Here is an 18,144-nt window from a genome sequence, read left to right as displayed (position 1 = left end):
GTCGGCAGCAGAATTCACAGGCGCCAGGCCGCCGTTTTGTGATTGCCCCGTGTACGTCCCAGGGCCTGGGGGGGGGAGGCGGTACTTACGCGGCATATGAATCCGTCCGTCCCCCAGACCCTGTACCGGAGAAGCGGACACTAGAAAAGCGTGGGCTGGTTGGGGTCTTCATCGGGTCCGTCGGGGTTATCCGTCTGGGTATCTGCCTCGGATAATGTGGCAGAGTCGGAGGGTTGGCTGGTGTTTTGGGAATTATCAAACATGCCGCGCACCTGGTCTGCTTTGCCCTGTACCTGTTCGAATGTTGCGGTGACTTTCTGCGATACCTGCTGGGCCAGCGACGGTCCTTTGGGCTTGGGCATGATTTGCTGTCCCCCGGACTTGCGCTGCAGCATATTGGCCTGCGATATGAGCGTCTCATTCTTATGATCTAGTATTTTGAGGGCGCGGTCATCACGCACCTCTACTCGAATAATGTCTTCTGAGCGCTCCCCGGCAACTAACTGCCGCATCCGCTCAATTTCGGCGTCTAGGTGCGCGCCATAGAGGAGCATATTGTTCATAATCCAGGTGAAGAGCAGCATAACGATCACACCACCGATCAGGCCATAGGTGGCGTTATATTTACTGAAATTATCGGTGTAGAGGGTAAAGCCGAAGCTGCCTAGGGCCATACCAGTCAGAGCCACGAACGCCCCGGGACTCATCCGGCGCATTTTTTCGTGGCGAATATTTGGGGTGGCCGTGTACAGCATGGCGATAAGCCCTACAGCCGCCAGGAAGATGAGTACCCAGCGCCCATTGAGCCAGAGCACTTTCACCAGTTCTATGTCAACGTGAGGCGGCAGGTGAGAACCAATAATGTTCAGCACATCCACCCCCAGCAGCAGCATGAGCATCATCAGCACCGCCAGTACCACTACGGCCGTGGTGATGAGTATATTGAACGGTATAAGAACCCACACGGGGCGGCCTTCACGCACCCCATAGATGCGGTTAATGGCGCGCCCGAAGGAACTAATATAGCCCGAGGCAGACCAGAGGGCGCTCAGAATACCGATAAGAAGCGCAATACCTGCGCCCTGGCCGTTGGTGAGCTGCCGGATAGGGTTTTCGACGATACTGTACATCTGCTGCGGCGCGTTTTCTTGCAGAAATTCCAGGATGACCGTGGCACTTTCCTGGCCCTGCCCGACAATACCGAGAAGAGAGACGAAGGCCAGCAGCCCCGGGAAGATAGACAGCACCGTGAAGTAGGTGAGTGCGGCCGCCGAATCAGTTCCGTTGCTGCTCAGGAAGTTAAAACCTGCACGTCGAAAAATATGGCTGATGCTTCCCCGGGGGAAATCTTTCAGACGCACCTGCGCGGTTTTTGCCGGGTGCTGGTCAAACTCTAAAGCTGTTTCTGTATTCGTACCGTTATCCATAACGGAAAGGGGCCCTTCGTGTGTGCGGGTTCGTTTCCCACATCATACCTGAGAGCAGGCCCCGCTGTGGCAGCCGTAGCCCTGGTGCCTGAGCGGGGGCAGTAGGTAAGCCCCCGGGGACAGGTTCGCCCTGTCCTCCGGGGGCGTGCGTGGTAGTTAGCGGAATCTAGTTGTAGATGCCCAGAACCTTCGCAGTGTATCCCATGAGCTCATCGGCTAGAGACGGGTTATCATTGAGCTTCATCCCGTACCCGGGCACCAGCTCACGGATACGCGGCTCCCATGCGGCCATACGGGAGGGGAAGCAGCGGTTGAGCAGGTTCAGCATAATCGGTGCCGCAGTTGATGCGCCAGGGGAAGCACCCAGCAGTGCCGCCAGTGAACCGTCGGAAGCTGAAACAACCTCGGTACCGAACTGCAGCACACCGCCTTTCTTCGCGTCACGCTTCATAATCTGCACACGCTGACCGGCGGTAATGAGCTCCCAGTCGTCCCCCACGGCTTCGGGGTAGTAGCGGTGCAGCGCACCCAGCCGTGCCTCACGGCTCTTGAACAGTTCAGTGACCAGGTACTTCACCAACGAAGTGTTCGCGGCACCGGCACGAGTCATGGGGTACACGTTATTCAGCCGTACCGACAGCGGCAGGTCGAAGTATGAGCCCTGCTTGAGGAAGTTCGGTTTGAACCCCGCGTAAGGGCCGAACAGGAGGGAGCGTTTGCCGTCCACGTAGCGGGTATCAAGGTGCGGCACTGACATGGGCGGCGCACCTACCGACGCCTGACCGTACACCTTCGCATTGTGCTGGGAGGCGGTTGCCTCGTTGGTGCTGCGCAGGAACAGGCCAGAGACCGGGAAGCCGCCGTACCCTTTGCCTTCTTCGATCCCAGACTTCTGAAGCAGGTGCAGGGCGCCGCCACCGGCACCGAGGAACACGAACTTCGTGTGAACCGTCAGCGGCTCTTCCTTATTGATGCGGTTCTTAGCCTGAATAGTCCACGAACCATCGGATTCGCGGGACACATCAGTCACCTGGTAGCCGTAACGCACCTCAACACCGTGGGTTTGCAGGTAATCCACCATGCTCTTGGTGAGGGCCCCGAAATCAACATCGGTGCCTTCGGGCGCCCACGTGGCGGCAATCGGTTCGTCAGCGGCTCGGCCCGCAACGGTCAGCGGCGCCCACTCAGCGATCTTGTCCCGCTCGGTTGAGAATTCCATCCGTTCAAAGAGCTTCTGGGTGCGGAACGCCTCATAACGGGCCGCCAGGTACTTTGAGTGCTCATCCCCGAATACCAGCGACATGTGCGGCACCGGGTTAATGAACGAGTTATCCGGCAGGATGCCCTCATTCACCAGGGAAGCCCAGAACTGGCGGGACACCTGGAACTGCTCGTTAATGCCCAGCGCCTTAGCGGGGTTTACGGTGCCGTCGGGTCCTGCGGGTGCGTAGTTCAGCTCGCACAGGGCGGAGTGGCCGGTACCCGCGTTATTCCAGGGGTTTGTTGACTCCTGCGCCACTTTATCTAGACGCTCAAGAAGAATGATGTTCCAGGAAGGCTCAAGTTCCTTCAAAAAAACGCCTAAAGTGGCGCTCATAATACCGCCGCCTACGAGGACGACATCGGTGCGTTCAGTACGTGCTCCCACAGATACTCCCAAATCTCGGTGTTTCCCACCGTCAGTGGTGGTTAACAAGCGCTTGCCAATACTTCTAGGGTACTCCTCTTTCACCATTTAGCGGCTACCGGCAAGAACCATGAAGTAGTGATACAGCTCTCGCGCGAGCCGTGAGGTAGGCATGGAAGAGTCGCCTCTAGGCCACCGTAATCTTCGTAAAATACTCAATAGCGTTCTGCTCGGTCACATACCCCCGCACGTCACGGCTAAGAGCCACGTTCGAGGTCACATTCATGAGCGGAACCCCCGGCATGTACTGAGCCAGTAGCGTGCTCACCTGCCGATACTTAGAGCGCTGATCTTCCACGTTCTCCGCAGAATCGGCATCTCGAATATCGCGCATAATCTGCTCAAGCGAGGGGGCCGGGTCAATATGCGCGGGCTTAACCGTTGGTGTTGGTGACGGGGTCGGTGAGGGCTGCCCCTGCTCACCTTCGGCAGGTGATGCACTGGGGCTCGCCGACTCGCTCTCAGAGGCGGAGGGGGAAGCCGATGCACTCGCTGAGGCCGAAGGCTGCGGGCTCGCGGAAGCCGTGGCGGAAGAAACAGGGTTTTGCGCGGTCTGGGGGAGAGACTTAGCCCGGTTGGGGTCTTTTTCGTTGAGCCACTGTGCTACCAGCAGGGGCGCGAGCACGGGCCCCAGAAAAGCGTACGGGTCGCGGTAGGCGCCGTAGAAACCGCCCAGAACCATGCCGCGTTCGGCCCCGTTGCTGCGGGCCTTCTCACAGTATTCTGCCCACCCAAGCGGAACGGGTTTAATGTTCAGACCCACCTCAATGAGCGAGCCGATCAGCTGCGAATAGATCACCTGCGGGGTGCTCATCCACGGCAGTGAAACATCTACCGGGTAGTAGCATTCGATCGCCTCGTTTTTGTAGTTTGCGGCGGCCAGCAGCGATTGGGCGGTACCGGTATCACGGCGGTAGTAGGGGTTCAACAAGTCTTCGTCGCGGGTGCGGAATAGTGCGGGGAGGTACCCCAGAGCATCACTGGTGCCTTGTAGATAGTAGGGGACAATGGTGCCGCGCTCTACGGCTCGGGCAATAGCGCGGCGCACCGAAATGTTTTTGAGCACCGGGTGCTCAAGGTTAAAGTCAAAATACACCAGCGAGAACGGGTCACGGGTGGGGGTCAGGTACCCCTCACGCACCAGCGGTGCCAAGTCGTTCCTGCTCACCTGATCGCAGGCATCGATTTTACTGGCAACCAGCGAGTAGTAGCGTTTGTCAGATGATGAGAGCGTGTGGAACTGTATTTCGTCCAGCTCAACCTTGGTGTTATCTCGTTTAAAGTGTTCGTTACGCACCAGCACGGTGCGCGCCTGTTCGAAGGACTGCACCTTAAAAGCGCCAGTGCCTACAGGGTGGTCTTTAATCCGTGAATTCTCGTCCAGGCAGTTGGGGGAGAGGATACCGAAGGCGGGCTGGGTGAGCATCCGCAAAAATGCGAGAGAGGGACGGCTGAGCGTCATGACGATTTTGCCCTCACGCTCCTCAACTGACTGCAGCAGCGGCTGGTGGCGGTATGTGGCGTGTTCTTTCTGCGTCGAGTCGTGAGGTGCCGCCCCGGAGGCGCTGGCGCTCGGCTCGGCGGATGCGCTCGCTGTGGGGTCTGCGGTGGGCTGCGGGGATTCGGCGGGGGAGGCGCTGCCTGTTGCCGTGGGCGTTGGTGTGGCAGAGGGGCTTTGCTGTTTCGTCTCTACCTTTTCAGCGGTCCCAAAACCCCACCCGTAGAGCGGAAAGAGCGGTACGCACAGGTGCGCGGTGTCGGTATTGGTGGCTAGGGCACGCCAACGGTCGGCGTTGCGCAGCACCGCACCGGTGTTGAGTGCAGCACCGTCACTGAATTTCACGTTCTCACGGAGGGTGAAGGTGTAGGTGCGTCGGTCGTCGGAGATGTCCCATGAGGTAGCTAACGCCGGTTCGGGTTCGCCCGTATAATGGTTCGCCGCCACGAGCGGTTCCAGGATTTGGGAGGTGATACGGGTGGTGCTGGTAACCGGCGTCAAGGCCGGGTCGAGGGACACGGCCGGGGCGCCTTGGGCGAAACGGAAAACACGGTGTTCACCGTCCTGACCCCCGCTTCCTTTGCGCGAGTCGCAGGCTGCGAGCGTATACCCACATGTGAGTAGGGCACCCAAGCGCAGTGCATCGCGGCGGCTGACCCGGGTTGGGGGTAGCGGTGCTGTGGGCATCGGGTGCGTCCTTTCGGTTATATGGGTTGGGGCGCCCGGTGCGGGCACTGCGGTACCGATAGATGTCTGCGGTGAGAAATTCTTTAGTCGGAACTTTCAGCATACCGCTTACAGGTTCGCCGTATAGAAGATTAACCGTGTGCTGCGTTGAATCCTCAGACAATCTTCAGGTTCGAAAGTGGCGGCAGATACATCCGTGGGCTGGTACTGCCAGAGGGAACCTCTCGGGGTGGGCAGTTCTTTAAAATATGTGGTTTGTGTTACCGGGCTGAAAATTATTGTCGCTATGTTCCTATTGTTTGATAGCACTATGCGCTGCGTTCAAGGAGCTCACGTAAAGAGCCTCCGACCATTGCGGACGGAGGCTCTGAATAAAGAATATGGTGCGCGAGGGGGGACTTGAACCCCCACGCCGTAAGGCACAGGAACCTAAATCCTGCGTGTCTGCCAATTTCACCACTCGCGCGTGATGCCAGTGCTAAACCAACGTATGCAAGTCTACACTAGCGGCAAAAGGGTTCACAAATAGCGTGAGCGGTGGCGCAGCGGGGCGCCTCCCCCGCAATAGGGGATGCTGGTGCTATTTGGGGTCAATGCCCATATCGCGCCGTAGTTTTGCTACGTGCCCGGTGGCTCGCACATTGTACTGGGCAATCTTAATGGTGCCCTGCTCATCAATGACGAAGGTTGAGCGAATAAGCCCTTCGTACACTTTCCCGTAGTTCTTCTTCTCACCCCACGCGCCGTATGCTTCGGCCACGGCGTGGTCGGCGTCGGACAGCAGCGGGAAGGTGAGCTCTTCGTTCTGGGTAAATTTCTTGAGGGCGGGCAGCTTATCGGGTGAGACACCCAGCACCGTGTACCCGAGTGAGGAGAACGACGCCAGGTTATCCCGAAAGTCACATGCTTCTTTAGTGCACCCGGGGGTGGACGCCTTGGGGTAGAAGTAGAGGATGACGTTCTGCCCCCGATAGTCGCTGAGGGAGCGGGCGGTTCCATCCTGGTCTTGTAGTGTGAAGTCGGGTGCGGCGGTGCCGGGTTCCAAACGAGTGCTCACGGTGTGCCTTTCGGGTTATCGGGGCCAGAAGTGTCTTTAATACAAACCATCATGGCACGGCCTCAGGTGCGCCTCAAGATGAACGGGTCGAAGCTGTTTTCACTAATGGCCCCACGCACCCCAGCTTTAGAGTGGCGAGTATCACCCCAACTGGATTTGCGAGGGTGAAGCAAGTGCCGTATAGTTTTTATCTGTCGCCAGCGGTGCTGGTGGATAAGTAAATAAGCGCCTCTAGCTCAATTGGCAGAGCAATTGACTCTTAATCAATGGGTTCTGGGTTCGAGTCCCAGGGGGCGCACACTATAGCAAGAACCCCGCCAATATCGGCGGGGTTCTCGCCTATTTTTACTCTGTACCCGCGCCCTCGCAGCCAAGCGCGGTACCGGGTACATGCGGGTAACCTGCTAAAAAGGCGCACCCCCCAAGCCGCGGGGTGCGCCATGAACCGGTAGCCGCACAGGACTAAAGCACGGGCCAGATAGTGGTCACGAACGTCCGGAAATCTTGCACATCCAGCGTCTGATCAATAGTGCCCGTACCAGCGTGCGTGGTAATCTCGGGCTTATCTAATAGCGTGAGCCTGAACCGGCTCCCATTAATAGACTCAAGCATAATAGTCAGATTGTCATTCGTCAGGTGCGCATGCAGAGCGTTTGTGTTGTCGATGGTTGTTGCCGCACCTGCCGGGGTCACCTCAGGCATATGAATAGGTGCAATAATCACCTCATCGGGTGAATCCTGATAACCTACCAGAAAGCACTCTTGGTGATCCTCCTGAAGAGCCGCAATATCGGGGTTGCGGTAGGTCGCGGAACCGGTCGCATACACCAGGTTGTAGGCGCCATAATTAATGATCTGATTATCAAAAGCAGGGTGCAGTACTCGGATTACTTGCTCTCCGGTTAGTTGTTGTGTGCCCTGCTGTTGATTGGCCTGCGCTACATCGGTATCGGCCGTATTTTTCACATCGGTCATACCCCCAATTCTACCGGCAGGCGCGTTCTACGTCACCGTTTTATGTCACATAAACGCATTTATGTCACATAAACGCACTAATTTACTGGTGAAATACTCCGGTAGTGGTCGGCAGATAACACTTGCATCCCGTTCACAAGCCAACTTCTCAAAAAATACTGCAAAAAAATTCGTTAAAACGGCACGGGAGATTTGACTCACGCACGCCAGCGCGCGAACATAGAAGGGTGCAAAAGCAACAGATGCAGCTGATTCTTAGCCTCGTAGTCGTCGCCTAGGGCGCCGCAGGACGAGGCTTTGATGCTGTCTACGTAAGCGCCCTTCGCTACCACCACCAGCGGAGGGTATTTTTTGTAGCTACGGAACCACCGGGGCGTACGCGCGAAAGGCACACCAGCTTATCGCACCTCACCTCAGATTACAGAGAACTGAAGAACCGATAAGAGGCATTAATATGACCACGGGATACTCGGCTAAGACCGCCCCCGAAACTTCGGCGGCGGGCGAAACACACACCACCGAGCGCATGACCGGCTCCCAGGCGATCATCCGCTCCCTTGAAATGCTTGGCGTCACCGACGTTTTTGGTTTGCCCGGCGGGGCAATCCTGCCCACCTATGACCCGCTCATGGATTCCTCCAAGATTAACCACATCCTGGTGCGCCACGAGCAAGGTGCAGGGCACGCCGCTCAAGGGTATGCGACCTCCACCGGCAAAGTAGGTGTGTGTATTGCAACCAGCGGGCCCGGTGCCACCAACCTGCTCACCCCCATCGCGGACGCAAACATGGACTCGGTGCCCATCGTCGCTATCACCGGGCAGGTGTCCACGAAGCTGCTCGGCACCGACGCCTTCCAAGAAGCAGACATTGTGGGCATGACCATGCCGATCACCAAGCACTCCTTCATGATCTCTGACCCGCAGGAAATCCCGCGGTGCATCGCCACCGCCTTCCATCTCGCCGCAACCGGACGCCCCGGCCCCGTGCTGGTAGACATCACCAAGGACGCGCAGGTGGGCATGATGGACTTCAGCTGGCCCCCGAAGATTGAGGTGCGCGGCTACACACCCGTCACCCGCGGGCACTCCAAGCAGATCCGTGAAGCGGCTAAGCTCATTACCGAGTCCAAACGTCCCGTACTGTACGTGGGCGGCGGCGTGGTGCGTGCGGGCGCCTCCGAAGAGCTGGCTAAACTCGCAGAACTCACTGGCGCACCTGTGGTTACCACCCTCAACGCCCGCGGCGCCCTGCCCGACTCGAACCCCCAGAACTTGGGGATGCCCGGCATGCACGGCACCGTTCCCGCCGTGGCAGCCATGCAGAAGTCAGACTTGCTGATTACTCTCGGAGCCCGCTTCGACGACCGTGTGACCGGTAAAGTCGATTCATTCGCCCCCGATGCGAAGGTCATCCATATTGACGTTGACCCGGCGGAGATCTCAAAAATCCGTTTCGCAAACGTGCCGATCGTGGGGGATCTGCGGTACGTGCTGCCCGAACTGAACGAGCTGCTCGCCACCGAGTTCGCTCCGCACATGCCCTCACTGGCCGAATGGTGGGTTGAGCTGGACAAGATTAAGGCGGACTACCCGCTGGGGTACGTTAAAACAGATGACGGGCTGGGCTCACCCCAGTACGTGCTGGAACGCATCAGCGCCCTCACCGGCCCAGACGCATTCTACGTGGCTGGCGTGGGCCAGCACCAGATGTGGGGTGCGCACTTTGTGGGGCACGAGAACCCGCGTCACTTCCTCAGCTCCTCCGGTCTGGGCACTATGGGCTACTCCGTGCCCGCCGCAATGGGTGCACAGGTAGCAAACCCCAACTCCGTGGTGTGGGCGATTGACGGCGACGGCTGTTTCCAGATGACTAACCAGGAGCTGGCCACCTGCGCGCAGAACAATATCCCCATTAAGGTTGCGATCATTAATAACTCGTCCCTGGGTATGGTGCGCCAGTGGCAGACCCTTTTCTACGACGGCCGCTACTCCAACACGCACCTGCGTACCGGGCACGGCACCGACCGCATCCCCGATTTCGTGAAGCTCGGCGACGCGTACGGCTGCGCCACGTTCAGGTGCGAACGTGACGAGGACGTGGACGAAACCATTAAGCAGGCGCTCGCGATTAACGACCGCCCCGTGGTGATTGATTTCACCGTTAGCCCGGATGCGATGGTGTGGCCGATGGTGCCCGCTGGCGTGTCGAATGATTTGATTCAGATTGCGAAGAACACCTCGCCCGATTTCGGTCGAGAAGAGGGGGAGAACTAATGAGCCTGCATACCCTTTCAGTACTGGTAGAAGACAAGCCCGGCGTGCTCTCACGCGTTTCTGGGCTGTTCTCCCGCCGCATGTTTAATATTGCCTCCCTCGCGGTGGGCCCCACGGAGGTTCCCAAGGTTTCACGCATCACGATTGTTGCGGATGGCGATTCTGAAACTCTGGAGCAGCTCACTAAACAGCTGAATAAGCTGATCCATGTTCTTAAAGTGGTGGAGCTGCTGCCGGAAACCTCAACGCAGCGCGACCACATTATGGTGAAGGTTAAGGCGGACCCGGCGGTGCGTCTGCAGGTGGTTCAGGCCGCCGATCTTTTCCGTGCTTCGGTAATTGACGTCTCTACGGAGTCGGTAGTGATTGAGGCGACCGGTTCGGCTGAGAAGCTTAACGCCCTGCTGGATGTGCTCGAGCCCTACGGCATCCGTGAGATTGTGCGTGCTGGCACTATTGCGCTTTCTCGCGGGCCGCGGTCGATGAGCGAACGCATTTAGCGCCCTCTTTCGGCGGAAGAAGCCGCTGGCAACCGTGGGTGGAGCCACTATCGTTGGGTGCGGGTATGCGGTGCCGTGTGGTGCTGGTGCCCGCATCCTGAGAAGAGGCGTTTAAACCTTCTGCACGGTACCGCATCTAGTAAACTTATTCACTGAGCCCTTAGCGGGTAAACACCAAAATATTAGGAGAAGAAATGGCAGCAACCATTTTCTACAACGACGATGCAGATCTTTCCCTGGTCCAGGGCCGTACCGTCGCGATTATCGGTTACGGTTCGCAGGGTCACGCCCACGCATTGAACCTGCGTGATTCTGGCGTGAAGGTTATTGTTGGCTTGGCTGAGGGCTCCAAGTCCCGCGCCAAGGCTGAGGCTGAAGGGCTGCGTGTGGCGACCGTTGCCGAGGCCGCCGCTGAGGCAGATGTCATTATGATTCTGACCCCGGATCAGGTGCAGGCTAAGGTCTACGCTGAGAGCATCGAACCTAACTTGAAGCCCGGCAATGCGCTGTTCTTCGCGCACGGTTTCAATATCCGCTTTGGCTACATTACCGCACCCGAGGGTGTGGATGTCGCTATGGTCGCCCCGAAGGGTCCGGGGCACACGGTGCGCCGCGAGTACGAGGCAGGCCGTGGTGTTCCCGCTCTTGTTGCCGTTGAGAAGGACGCCTCGGGTGAGGCCCTGGCCTTGGCCCTGTCGTATGCTAAGGCGCTGGGTGCTACCCGTGCGGGCGTTATTAAGACCACTTTCACTGAAGAGACCGAGTCTGACCTGTTCGGTGAGCAGGCTGTGCTGTGCGGGTCTACCTCGCAGCTGGTACAGTACGGTTTTGAGGTGCTGACTGAGGCAGGGTACCAGCCTGAGATTGCGTACTTTGAGGTGCTGCACGAGCTGAAGCTGATCGTGGATCTGATGATTGAAGGCGGTATTGCTAAGCAGCGCTGGTCGATTTCTGACACCGCCGAGTACGGTGACTATGTTTCTGGCCCGCGCGTGATTTCTCCCGAGGTTAAGGAGAACATGAAGGCTGTGCTGGCTGATATTCAGAGCGGCGCATTCGCTAAGCGTTTCATGGACGACCAGGCTGCTGGTGCCCCCGAGTTCAAGGCTCTGCGCGCTCAGGGCGAGTCGCACCCGATTGAGGCTACCGGCCGTAAGCTGCGTGAGTTGTTCTCGTGGAACACCGTGGATGATGACTACACCGAAGGTTCGGTGGCTCGCTAAGCACTGAGCTAATAGCGTTACAGGGGTGCCTGCCATTATGGCGGGCACCCCTTTGTATGCGCTTGGTCTTTGAAGCGTTTATCGCGGCTCATGTAGTACCCTAAAATTTTCTGCCAGCAGCTTGGTGGTTCGGAACTAGGTAATGCTGTGCCAATCCTGGTGAGGGGTACATTAGGTGAGGAAAAACGGGCAATGACGAAACCAATTGTGTGTTGGTTTAGGAAGGTGCTCTAATTAATGCGGGGAACACAGGCGGTGACGCCTGTAACCCCTAACTACCGTAGCTCAGAGCCATCGAAGGAGTTCCTATGAGCAGCACTGCCGAGAAAGCTATTGCCCTTATTAAACAGCTCAATGCTGAAAATCCGTTACCCGTTATTGAGATTAAGGTATCTAAGGCTGCTGAGCCGCTGCCGGTGACCGTTTCAAAGTTCGGGGGAGTGCCGTATCTGCCCGCTGGGGTGGAGGCACCCACCGACTCAGATGGGAACCCAATGGCCATGATCGCGCAGATTAACTGTGCTGAACTGCCCGAGAACCCCATTTACCCGCCTACCGGTATGGTGCAGTTCTGGATAGGGGGCGGTGACGATTGGGGATTAGGCGGCGAAAATGACCGCCGCGTTATCTATTACCCTCAGCTGGGTGAGGCGAACCCGGAAGCGACAGCAACTATGAATGACGATGAACATGATATTTGTCTGCCGGTGGAACACGAATGCGCACTCGAATTTGTGGTGTTGGAGCATGAAATATTCTCCCCATGCAAGGATTCAGTGAACCACCCGCTGATTGAGAAGTGGAACCAGGCATACCCGGAACAGACCATTAAGTCTCTTTTTGACCTTGACGACTTTGAGGACGGCGATGTTCTGGAAGAGATTGAGAAGTTCACCGGTTCACGGGATTACTCGAAGATCGGCGGTTTACCAGACTTTGTGCAGGGCGACCCGCGTTACTACCATGAGAATGCTGAGGAGCATGGGTGCACCGTGAACCTGCTGACGATGGACTCAGTCTGGGATGGCGAAGAATATTTGGTGATCTGGGGTGACGGCGGTACGGCGAACTGGCTGATTGCTCCGGACCGGTTGGCAGCACGTGACTTCTCACAGGTCTTCTATGAGTGGTCATGCGGCTAGCGGTCTCTGTAAAAACACGGGCTGACCTCCTGGCACATTCTGGTGCCGAGCGCTGCCCCTAACCGGGGTTTGTCAGATGAGGAAAAGCGGGTAATAACGAAATCGGTTGTGTATTGGCTCGGGAGAGTGCTCTCATTAAACCAGGGCGCAGGTGGAAACACCTGCACAACCCAGCAATGACCATAGATAGAACCGTTGAAGGAGAGCTTCCTGTGAGTGATATTGTTGAGAAAGCTGCTGCCCTTGTTGAAGAGCTCTATGCTGAAAACCCATTACCTGCTATTGGGATTAAGCCCTCTGAGGCTGCTGAGCCGCTGCCGGTGACCGTCTCGAAGTTCGGGGGAGTGCCGTATCTGCCCGCTGGGGTGGAAGCACCCACCGACTCGGACGGGATACCAATGGGCATGATTGCGCAGATTAATTGTGCTGAGCTGCCGGAGAATCCTATTTATCCGCCCACCGGCATGGTGCAGTTCTGGGTGAGCACAAACTCAGGGTGGGGGATAGATAAGGAAGAGGACCACCGTGTGATCTACTATCCTCAGCTGGGTGAAGCGAACCCGGATGCGGTAGCGACCTGTGAGGATCGTGAGCGAGACTTCTGGTGGCCTATCAAACATGAGTGTGCACTCGAATTTACGACACTTGGGCGGGAAATATTTGCCCCGAACGATTCGATAAATCACCCGCTGATTGAGAAGTGGAACCAGGCATACCCGGAACAGGCTATTACGAGTCTTTTTGACCTTGATGTATATGATGTGGAAGAAATTGAGGAAATTACTGGTTCAGGGGACTACTCAAAGCTTGGCGGTTTACCGCACTTCATGCAGGGCGATCCACGCCGCGAAGAGCCTGAAAACTCTGATATCCGCAGGCGTACCGTGAACCTGTTAACGATGGATTCGTATGGGAACACGGTGCTCTGGGGCGATGTTGGTACGGCGAACTGGCTGATTGCTCCGGACCGGTTGGCAGCACGTGACTTCTCGCAGGTCTTCTATGAGTGGTCATGCGGCTAGCGGGCCCGGCCTACAGCGCACTGCTGTAAACGCAGGCGGCCCCTTCGCACATGCTGCGTGCCGAGCACCGTCACGGTGTGCAGCGCGCAACATGTGCGAGGGGGTCTGCTGCTGCAGCTGGGGTTGTGTGTGGGTACATGACGACGGGCTTGTCGCATTACTGTTTCGCCGCATCCAGCGCCAGAAACTGGGGTAAGATTAATAATTATGACTGCTACCCCGTACTACATCACTACAGCGATTTCATACCCCAACGGCAACCCCCACATTGGGCACGCCTATGAGACCATTGCCGCAGACGTTATGGCGCGTTTCAAACGGCTCGATGGGTTCGATGTGCGGTTTATGACCGGCACCGATGAGCACGGGCAGAAGATGCAGACCACCGCCGAGAAGCAGGGCGTGACCGCCAAGGAACTCGCCGACGAGAATTCCGCTCGTTTCAAGGCGATGAATGATGCCCTCGGTATTAGCTACGACCGTTTTATCCGCACCACAGACCCCGACCATTATGAGGCGTCGCAGGCGATCTGGAAGCGTATGGAAGAGAACGGGGATATTTACCTCGATAAATACGCTGGCTGGTACTCCGTACGCGATGAAGCCTACTATGCTGAGGACGAGACAGAAGAACGTGATGGGCAGCGTTACGCTATTGCCACCGGAACGGAAGTCGAATGGACTGAGGAAGAGTCGTATTTCTTCCGCCTCTCAAAGTATGCCGATAAGCTGCTGGAGCTTTACGCAACCCAGGGCTACATTTACCCCGAGTCGCGCCGCAATGAGCTGACTTCGTTCGTCAAGGGCGGGCTGAATGACCTCTCAATTTCGCGCACCACCTTCGACTGGGGCGTGCCCGTACCCGGTAATGATAAGCACGTTATGTACGTGTGGGTGGATGCGCTGACTAACTACCTGACTGGCCTGGGCTACCCGAACACTGAGGGGGAGCTTTTCACCAAATACTGGCCAGCAGACCTGCACCTGATTGGTAAGGACATTACCCGTTTCCATTCTATCTACTGGCCTGCGTTCCTCTGGTCTGCCGGTCTTGAGCTGCCCAAACGCGTATTTGGGCACGGGTTCCTGCTGGTTAATGGCGAGAAAATGTCGAAATCGGTGGGCAACGTGGTGGATCCTGCCGACCTGGTGGCGGCCTTCGGGCTGGACCAGGTGCGGTTCTTCCTGATGCGTGAGGTCTCGTTCGGGCAGGACGGCTCGTATTCCGCCGAGGCGATTAAGAACCGTATTAATTCGGATTTGGCGAATAACCTCGGGAACTTGGCGCAGCGTTCACTGTCGATGGTGGCGAAGAACTGTGACGGTAGGGTGCCTACCCCCGGCGAATTGACTGAGGCTGATCGTAAGATTTTGGCTGATGCTGCCGCCCTGTATGAGCCGGTTCGCGCGGACTATGATGAGCAGGCATTCCACCGTGCCCTAGAGCGCATCTGGACGGTGCTTGCCGATACGAACGCCTATTTCGCGGAGCAGCAGCCGTGGGCTTTGCGTAAGAACGGTGAGCTGGAGCGCATGGGCACAGTGCTGTATGTGACCCTTGAGGTGGTGCGCCAGGTTGCTATCCTCATGCAGCCGGTGATGCCCGCCTCCATGGCGAAGCTGCTGGATCTGCTGGGTGTTGCTGAAGGTGATGCGCGCCAGTTTACCGCGCTGGGTGATGCCCTGGTCGCCGGTGCTGAGCTTCCGGCCCCGTCGCCGGTGTTCCCCCGGTATGAGGAGCCGAAAGAGGCGTAACCGATACGTTAAAAGTCCCGGAAGCAACGAATACCGTTGCCTCCGGGACTTTCTGTTGCTCGTAATGTTAGCGGGCTACTGCTGTGAGGGCAGGAAGAAGCCCCCGGCTCCAACCGACAAAAGCACCGGGGGCTTTTCCCCTTCCGGGGATCCTTATGAGGTTAGCGGGACCTTAACCCCTCCACTGGGGATTGCCGTGCCGACCGGAAGGCCGGGATGGCTGACGCCGCGAATGCGGCGAATAGGCCCACTACCAACACGAGTACCATGCCAGTAATTGGCAGGGCCGGTACCATTTCCATGGATTCACGCATGGCCCGCACCAGTACTCGTGAAAGAACTAAACCAATGAGTACACCTGAGACGATGCCCATCGCCAGCGCTCCGAGGGTGATCATGACGGCTTCGGTCGAGACCATGCGGCGCAGCTGCTTGCGGGACAGGCCCAGCGAGCGGAGCATCGCGTTCTCGCGGCGGCGCTCGTTCACCGACAGGGTCATAGTGTTTGCCACACCAATCACCGCAATAACGACTGCCAGTGCCAGCAGGATCAGGGACGCATTGAGCATAATACTCAGAGTCTGATCGTTACTCTTACGAATCCTCAGCCCGCCTTGGAACTCGGTGCCGTCATTTGCCTTAGCAAGCTCGCTCTGCAGCTGGCTATTATCGGAGCTGATGAGCGGGGTCTTTGCCCGCATGAGCACCATAGTTGCGGTACCGCGTGCCGCAAAGCTGCGTGCCAGGGCCGGGTTTTCCTGAGCAGCCTTCATGAGCGCTTCCTGTGCGGCGGGGTCTTCCGGCATAGCCTGCTCACTAGTGGCTGGCTGCGGGTTGGAGGCATCCTGCACCTTAGCACCGGTTGCCGGGTTCACCACGAAGAACGGCTCTTTGGTCTCTGCCTTAATGGGTTTGGCCTCAACCGTCCCCAGCGGCCCGGTAATCTTCAGACGGGTGTTGTTATCGAACTTGCCCAAGTCCCAAATATCCTGGGGCACGAGCACCTCGTCGTCCTTCAGGTTAATGTTGGACTCGCCGGTGGATACCTTGTGCAGGTCATCATTGCTCAGAGACATCACATTGTCTTTGAGATTGGTGGAGCCTGCATTATCGGGCTTTGCGGTGTACTCAATCACGCCCGCAGCTGAGCCAACGCTGACGGCTTCAACGTTTTTAAGGCCCTTAATCTTATCGGCCACATTCTTTGCCTTGGTCACGCTCGCACTGCTATTGGTCACGGAGGACTCACCGAACGGTGCGTACGCTGTTACCGGGTATAGCCTATCCAGCTCTTTGGCGATGGATGTGCTCAAAACCGAGTGGCCAGTTAGCACGATGCCAATCACCAGGGTTCCCACCAGCACGGCGCGCCCGGTTGAAACGGTGCGTTTGGGCGAGCGCAGAGAGTTCGCTAGTGCGAGTTTACCGGTCTGCCCGCGCAGTACCGACCCAATAATCCGAACGAGCGGCAGCAGGATCCACGGGGTGAGCAGGAATACCGCCAACGCGTAGAGGAGGCATGCCCACATGATGGTGGTAATGGCAGTGCCGCCGTTATTATCCTTCAGCGCGGCGGTGGTGAGAATACCGCCCGCAATGGCGAGGACGACGCCGATGATTCCCCCAATGATGCTGGGCTTCTTCACTGCCTGCTCGGTGTTTGCGCTCATGGCGCTAATGGGGGAGATGCGCAGGGCAGTACGGGCCGGGGCGAGCGAGGCGAGTACGGTCACAACAGTGCACATGAGCACACCCACAATAAACGCCACGGGGGAGAAACTGACAATGAACGTGCTGAACATTGCGTTCAAAATCCCGCCGACTGCATACACCGCCGCCGAACCAATAATGGAGAAGAACAGGCCAATCACCAGCGACTCCATAAGCAGCATTCGCACCAGTGAACCACCGCGGGCACCAAGGGTGCGCAGCAAGGCGAGCTCACGAGTCCGTTGGCCCACCAGCACCGCGAAGGTGTTCGAAATGACGAATGAGGAAACCAGCAGAGCCAGGATTGCGAAGGCAACGAGGATAGTACCCAGTGCGTCGAAGAGCGATGAGAGCTGCTTCTTGAGGTGGTCCATCATCTGCGTGTTAGAGAACACCTTGGGGGTGGTGTTCTTATCGCCGGTGTTCAGCTCTTTCTGCAGGGCATCGCGCGATTCCTGGGTATTATTCTTGAGCTTAATGAAGGCCTGAGGCGCCATAGGTTTGGAGGGGTCTGAGACGATCCCGCCCTCTTCATCGGCAAGCTGACGCGCGATATCCGCAAGGCTGGTGCCGCCAATGAAAACGTTGTCGCTCATCTGCGAATCTGAGATACCGGTGCTGAAGGTAGCCGTGAGGGTATACTCGGTGTCTTTCGCATTGTCCTTATCGGTAGCTGAGGTGACAACATTGGGCATGGTCACCTTATCACCGATTTTCAGATTGTGTTTCTCGGCGAAACTCTTAGCAACCAGAAGCTCGGTATCTTTAGACGGGAGATTCCCCTCAATATCGAAGGGCGCAAGGTCCTTTGACGGCGGTGTAGAAGCGTATGTTACCTTCTCTTTATCGGCCCCGTAGGTGCCAGAAAAACTATACAGAATCCAGGATGAGCTAACCTCCGGGGACTCCTGAAGCTTCTTAATCGTGTCATTGGACATCGGGAACTTAGCGGTGGAGTTCGCGTCGTCTTGGTTCGCCACACCCGCAGAAATCACCACGTTTTGGGAGTTAGCGTAGATATCGCCAATGGTCGCATCCAGCGTCGCCTGAAGCGAGGAGGTAAGCATTAGCACCGCCGAAATGAAGAACGACGAAATGGCAATACCAATACCCGTGAGAATATATTTCTTCTTGGAGGCGCGCAGGTTCGCCCGCGCCACCGTACTTAGTGTAGTAGTAGCCATTT

General features: G+C 57.3%; 12 protein-coding genes and 2 tRNA genes. 7 read left to right on the top strand and 7 right to left on the bottom strand.

Features of this window, described 5'->3' with window-relative positions; translation table 11 throughout:
- Positions 1–140: 140 nt before the first annotated feature.
- The 5 genes from I6I94_RS01975 to bcp all read right to left on the bottom strand — a co-directional run bounded on the left by I6I94_RS01975 (position 141) and on the right by bcp (position 6,356).
- Positions 141–1,427, bottom strand: coding sequence for a YihY/virulence factor BrkB family protein (locus tag I6I94_RS01975; RefSeq protein WP_201620818.1), 1,287 nt, complete (start codon positions 1,425–1,427; stop codon positions 141–143).
- A gap of 166 nt (positions 1,428–1,593) precedes the next feature.
- Positions 1,594–3,075, bottom strand: a complete 1,482-nt coding sequence (locus I6I94_RS01970; RefSeq protein WP_037287148.1) for a malate:quinone oxidoreductase — start codon at positions 3,073–3,075, stop codon at positions 1,594–1,596.
- A 166-nt stretch (positions 3,076–3,241) separates the two neighbouring features.
- Positions 3,242–5,299 carry an ABC transporter substrate-binding protein gene (locus I6I94_RS01965; RefSeq protein WP_201620817.1) on the bottom strand — a complete coding sequence of 686 codons (2,058 nt, stop codon included), beginning with the start codon at positions 5,297–5,299 and terminating at the stop codon, positions 3,242–3,244.
- 381 nt (positions 5,300–5,680) lie between these two features.
- Positions 5,681–5,765 (bottom strand) — tRNA-Leu (locus I6I94_RS01960).
- A gap of 114 nt (positions 5,766–5,879) precedes the next feature.
- Positions 5,880–6,356 carry a thioredoxin-dependent thiol peroxidase gene (gene bcp, locus I6I94_RS01955; RefSeq protein ID WP_037235465.1) on the bottom strand — a complete coding sequence of 159 codons (477 nt, stop codon included), beginning with the start codon at positions 6,354–6,356 and terminating at the stop codon, positions 5,880–5,882.
- Between the two features lie 225 nt (positions 6,357–6,581).
- On the opposite strand from bcp, the gene I6I94_RS01950 reads away from it, so the two are divergent.
- A tRNA-Lys gene (locus I6I94_RS01950) sits at positions 6,582–6,654 on the top strand.
- A 164-nt stretch (positions 6,655–6,818) separates the two neighbouring features.
- Here I6I94_RS01950 and I6I94_RS01945 read toward each other — a convergent pair.
- Positions 6,819–7,331: a hypothetical protein gene (locus tag I6I94_RS01945; protein WP_023134655.1), complete on the bottom strand. Its 513-nt coding sequence runs from the start codon at positions 7,329–7,331 to the stop codon at positions 6,819–6,821.
- 454 nt (positions 7,332–7,785) lie between these two features.
- Here I6I94_RS01945 and I6I94_RS01940 point away from each other — a divergent pair, with 454 nt between their 5' ends.
- From I6I94_RS01940 to metG, 6 genes are all read left to right on the top strand, one after another.
- Positions 7,786–9,606 (top strand): acetolactate synthase large subunit, encoded by a 1,821-nt coding sequence (locus tag I6I94_RS01940; RefSeq protein WP_006888665.1) that lies wholly within the window; start codon positions 7,786–7,788, stop codon positions 9,604–9,606.
- A complete protein-coding gene (gene ilvN / locus I6I94_RS01935) occupies positions 9,606–10,106 on the top strand; it encodes an acetolactate synthase small subunit (protein ID WP_006888652.1) in 501 nt (166 codons plus the stop codon). Before I6I94_RS01940 ends, ilvN begins: the two co-directional genes overlap by 1 nt.
- A 194-nt stretch (positions 10,107–10,300) precedes the next feature.
- Positions 10,301–11,329, top strand: a complete 1,029-nt coding sequence (gene ilvC / locus I6I94_RS01930) for a ketol-acid reductoisomerase (protein WP_006888679.1) — start codon at positions 10,301–10,303, stop codon at positions 11,327–11,329.
- Positions 11,330–11,637: 308 nt separating this feature from the next.
- The gene (locus I6I94_RS01925; protein ID WP_006888660.1) at positions 11,638–12,471 is read left to right on the top strand and encodes a YwqG family protein; all 834 of its coding nucleotides are present in this window, start codon (positions 11,638–11,640) and stop codon (positions 12,469–12,471) included.
- A 212-nt stretch (positions 12,472–12,683) separates the two neighbouring features.
- Positions 12,684–13,493 carry a YwqG family protein gene (locus I6I94_RS01920; RefSeq protein WP_006888685.1) on the top strand — a complete coding sequence of 270 codons (810 nt, stop codon included), beginning with the start codon at positions 12,684–12,686 and terminating at the stop codon, positions 13,491–13,493.
- Between the two features lie 207 nt (positions 13,494–13,700).
- Positions 13,701–15,248 carry a methionine--tRNA ligase gene (gene metG, locus I6I94_RS01915; RefSeq protein WP_006888672.1) on the top strand — a complete coding sequence of 516 codons (1,548 nt, stop codon included), beginning with the start codon at positions 13,701–13,703 and terminating at the stop codon, positions 15,246–15,248.
- A gap of 161 nt (positions 15,249–15,409) precedes the next feature.
- Here metG and I6I94_RS01910 read toward each other — a convergent pair whose 3' ends face one another.
- Positions 15,410–18,142 carry an FtsX-like permease family protein gene (locus tag I6I94_RS01910; protein WP_006888684.1) on the bottom strand — a complete coding sequence of 911 codons (2,733 nt, stop codon included), beginning with the start codon at positions 18,140–18,142 and terminating at the stop codon, positions 15,410–15,412.
- Positions 18,143–18,144: the final 2 nt, after the last annotated feature.

The sequence above is a fragment of the Rothia aeria genome, assembly GCF_016726365.1.
Taxonomy (GTDB): domain Bacteria; phylum Actinomycetota; class Actinomycetes; order Actinomycetales; family Micrococcaceae; genus Rothia; species Rothia aeria.
This window is presented reverse-complemented; position numbering and strand designations above follow the sequence as displayed.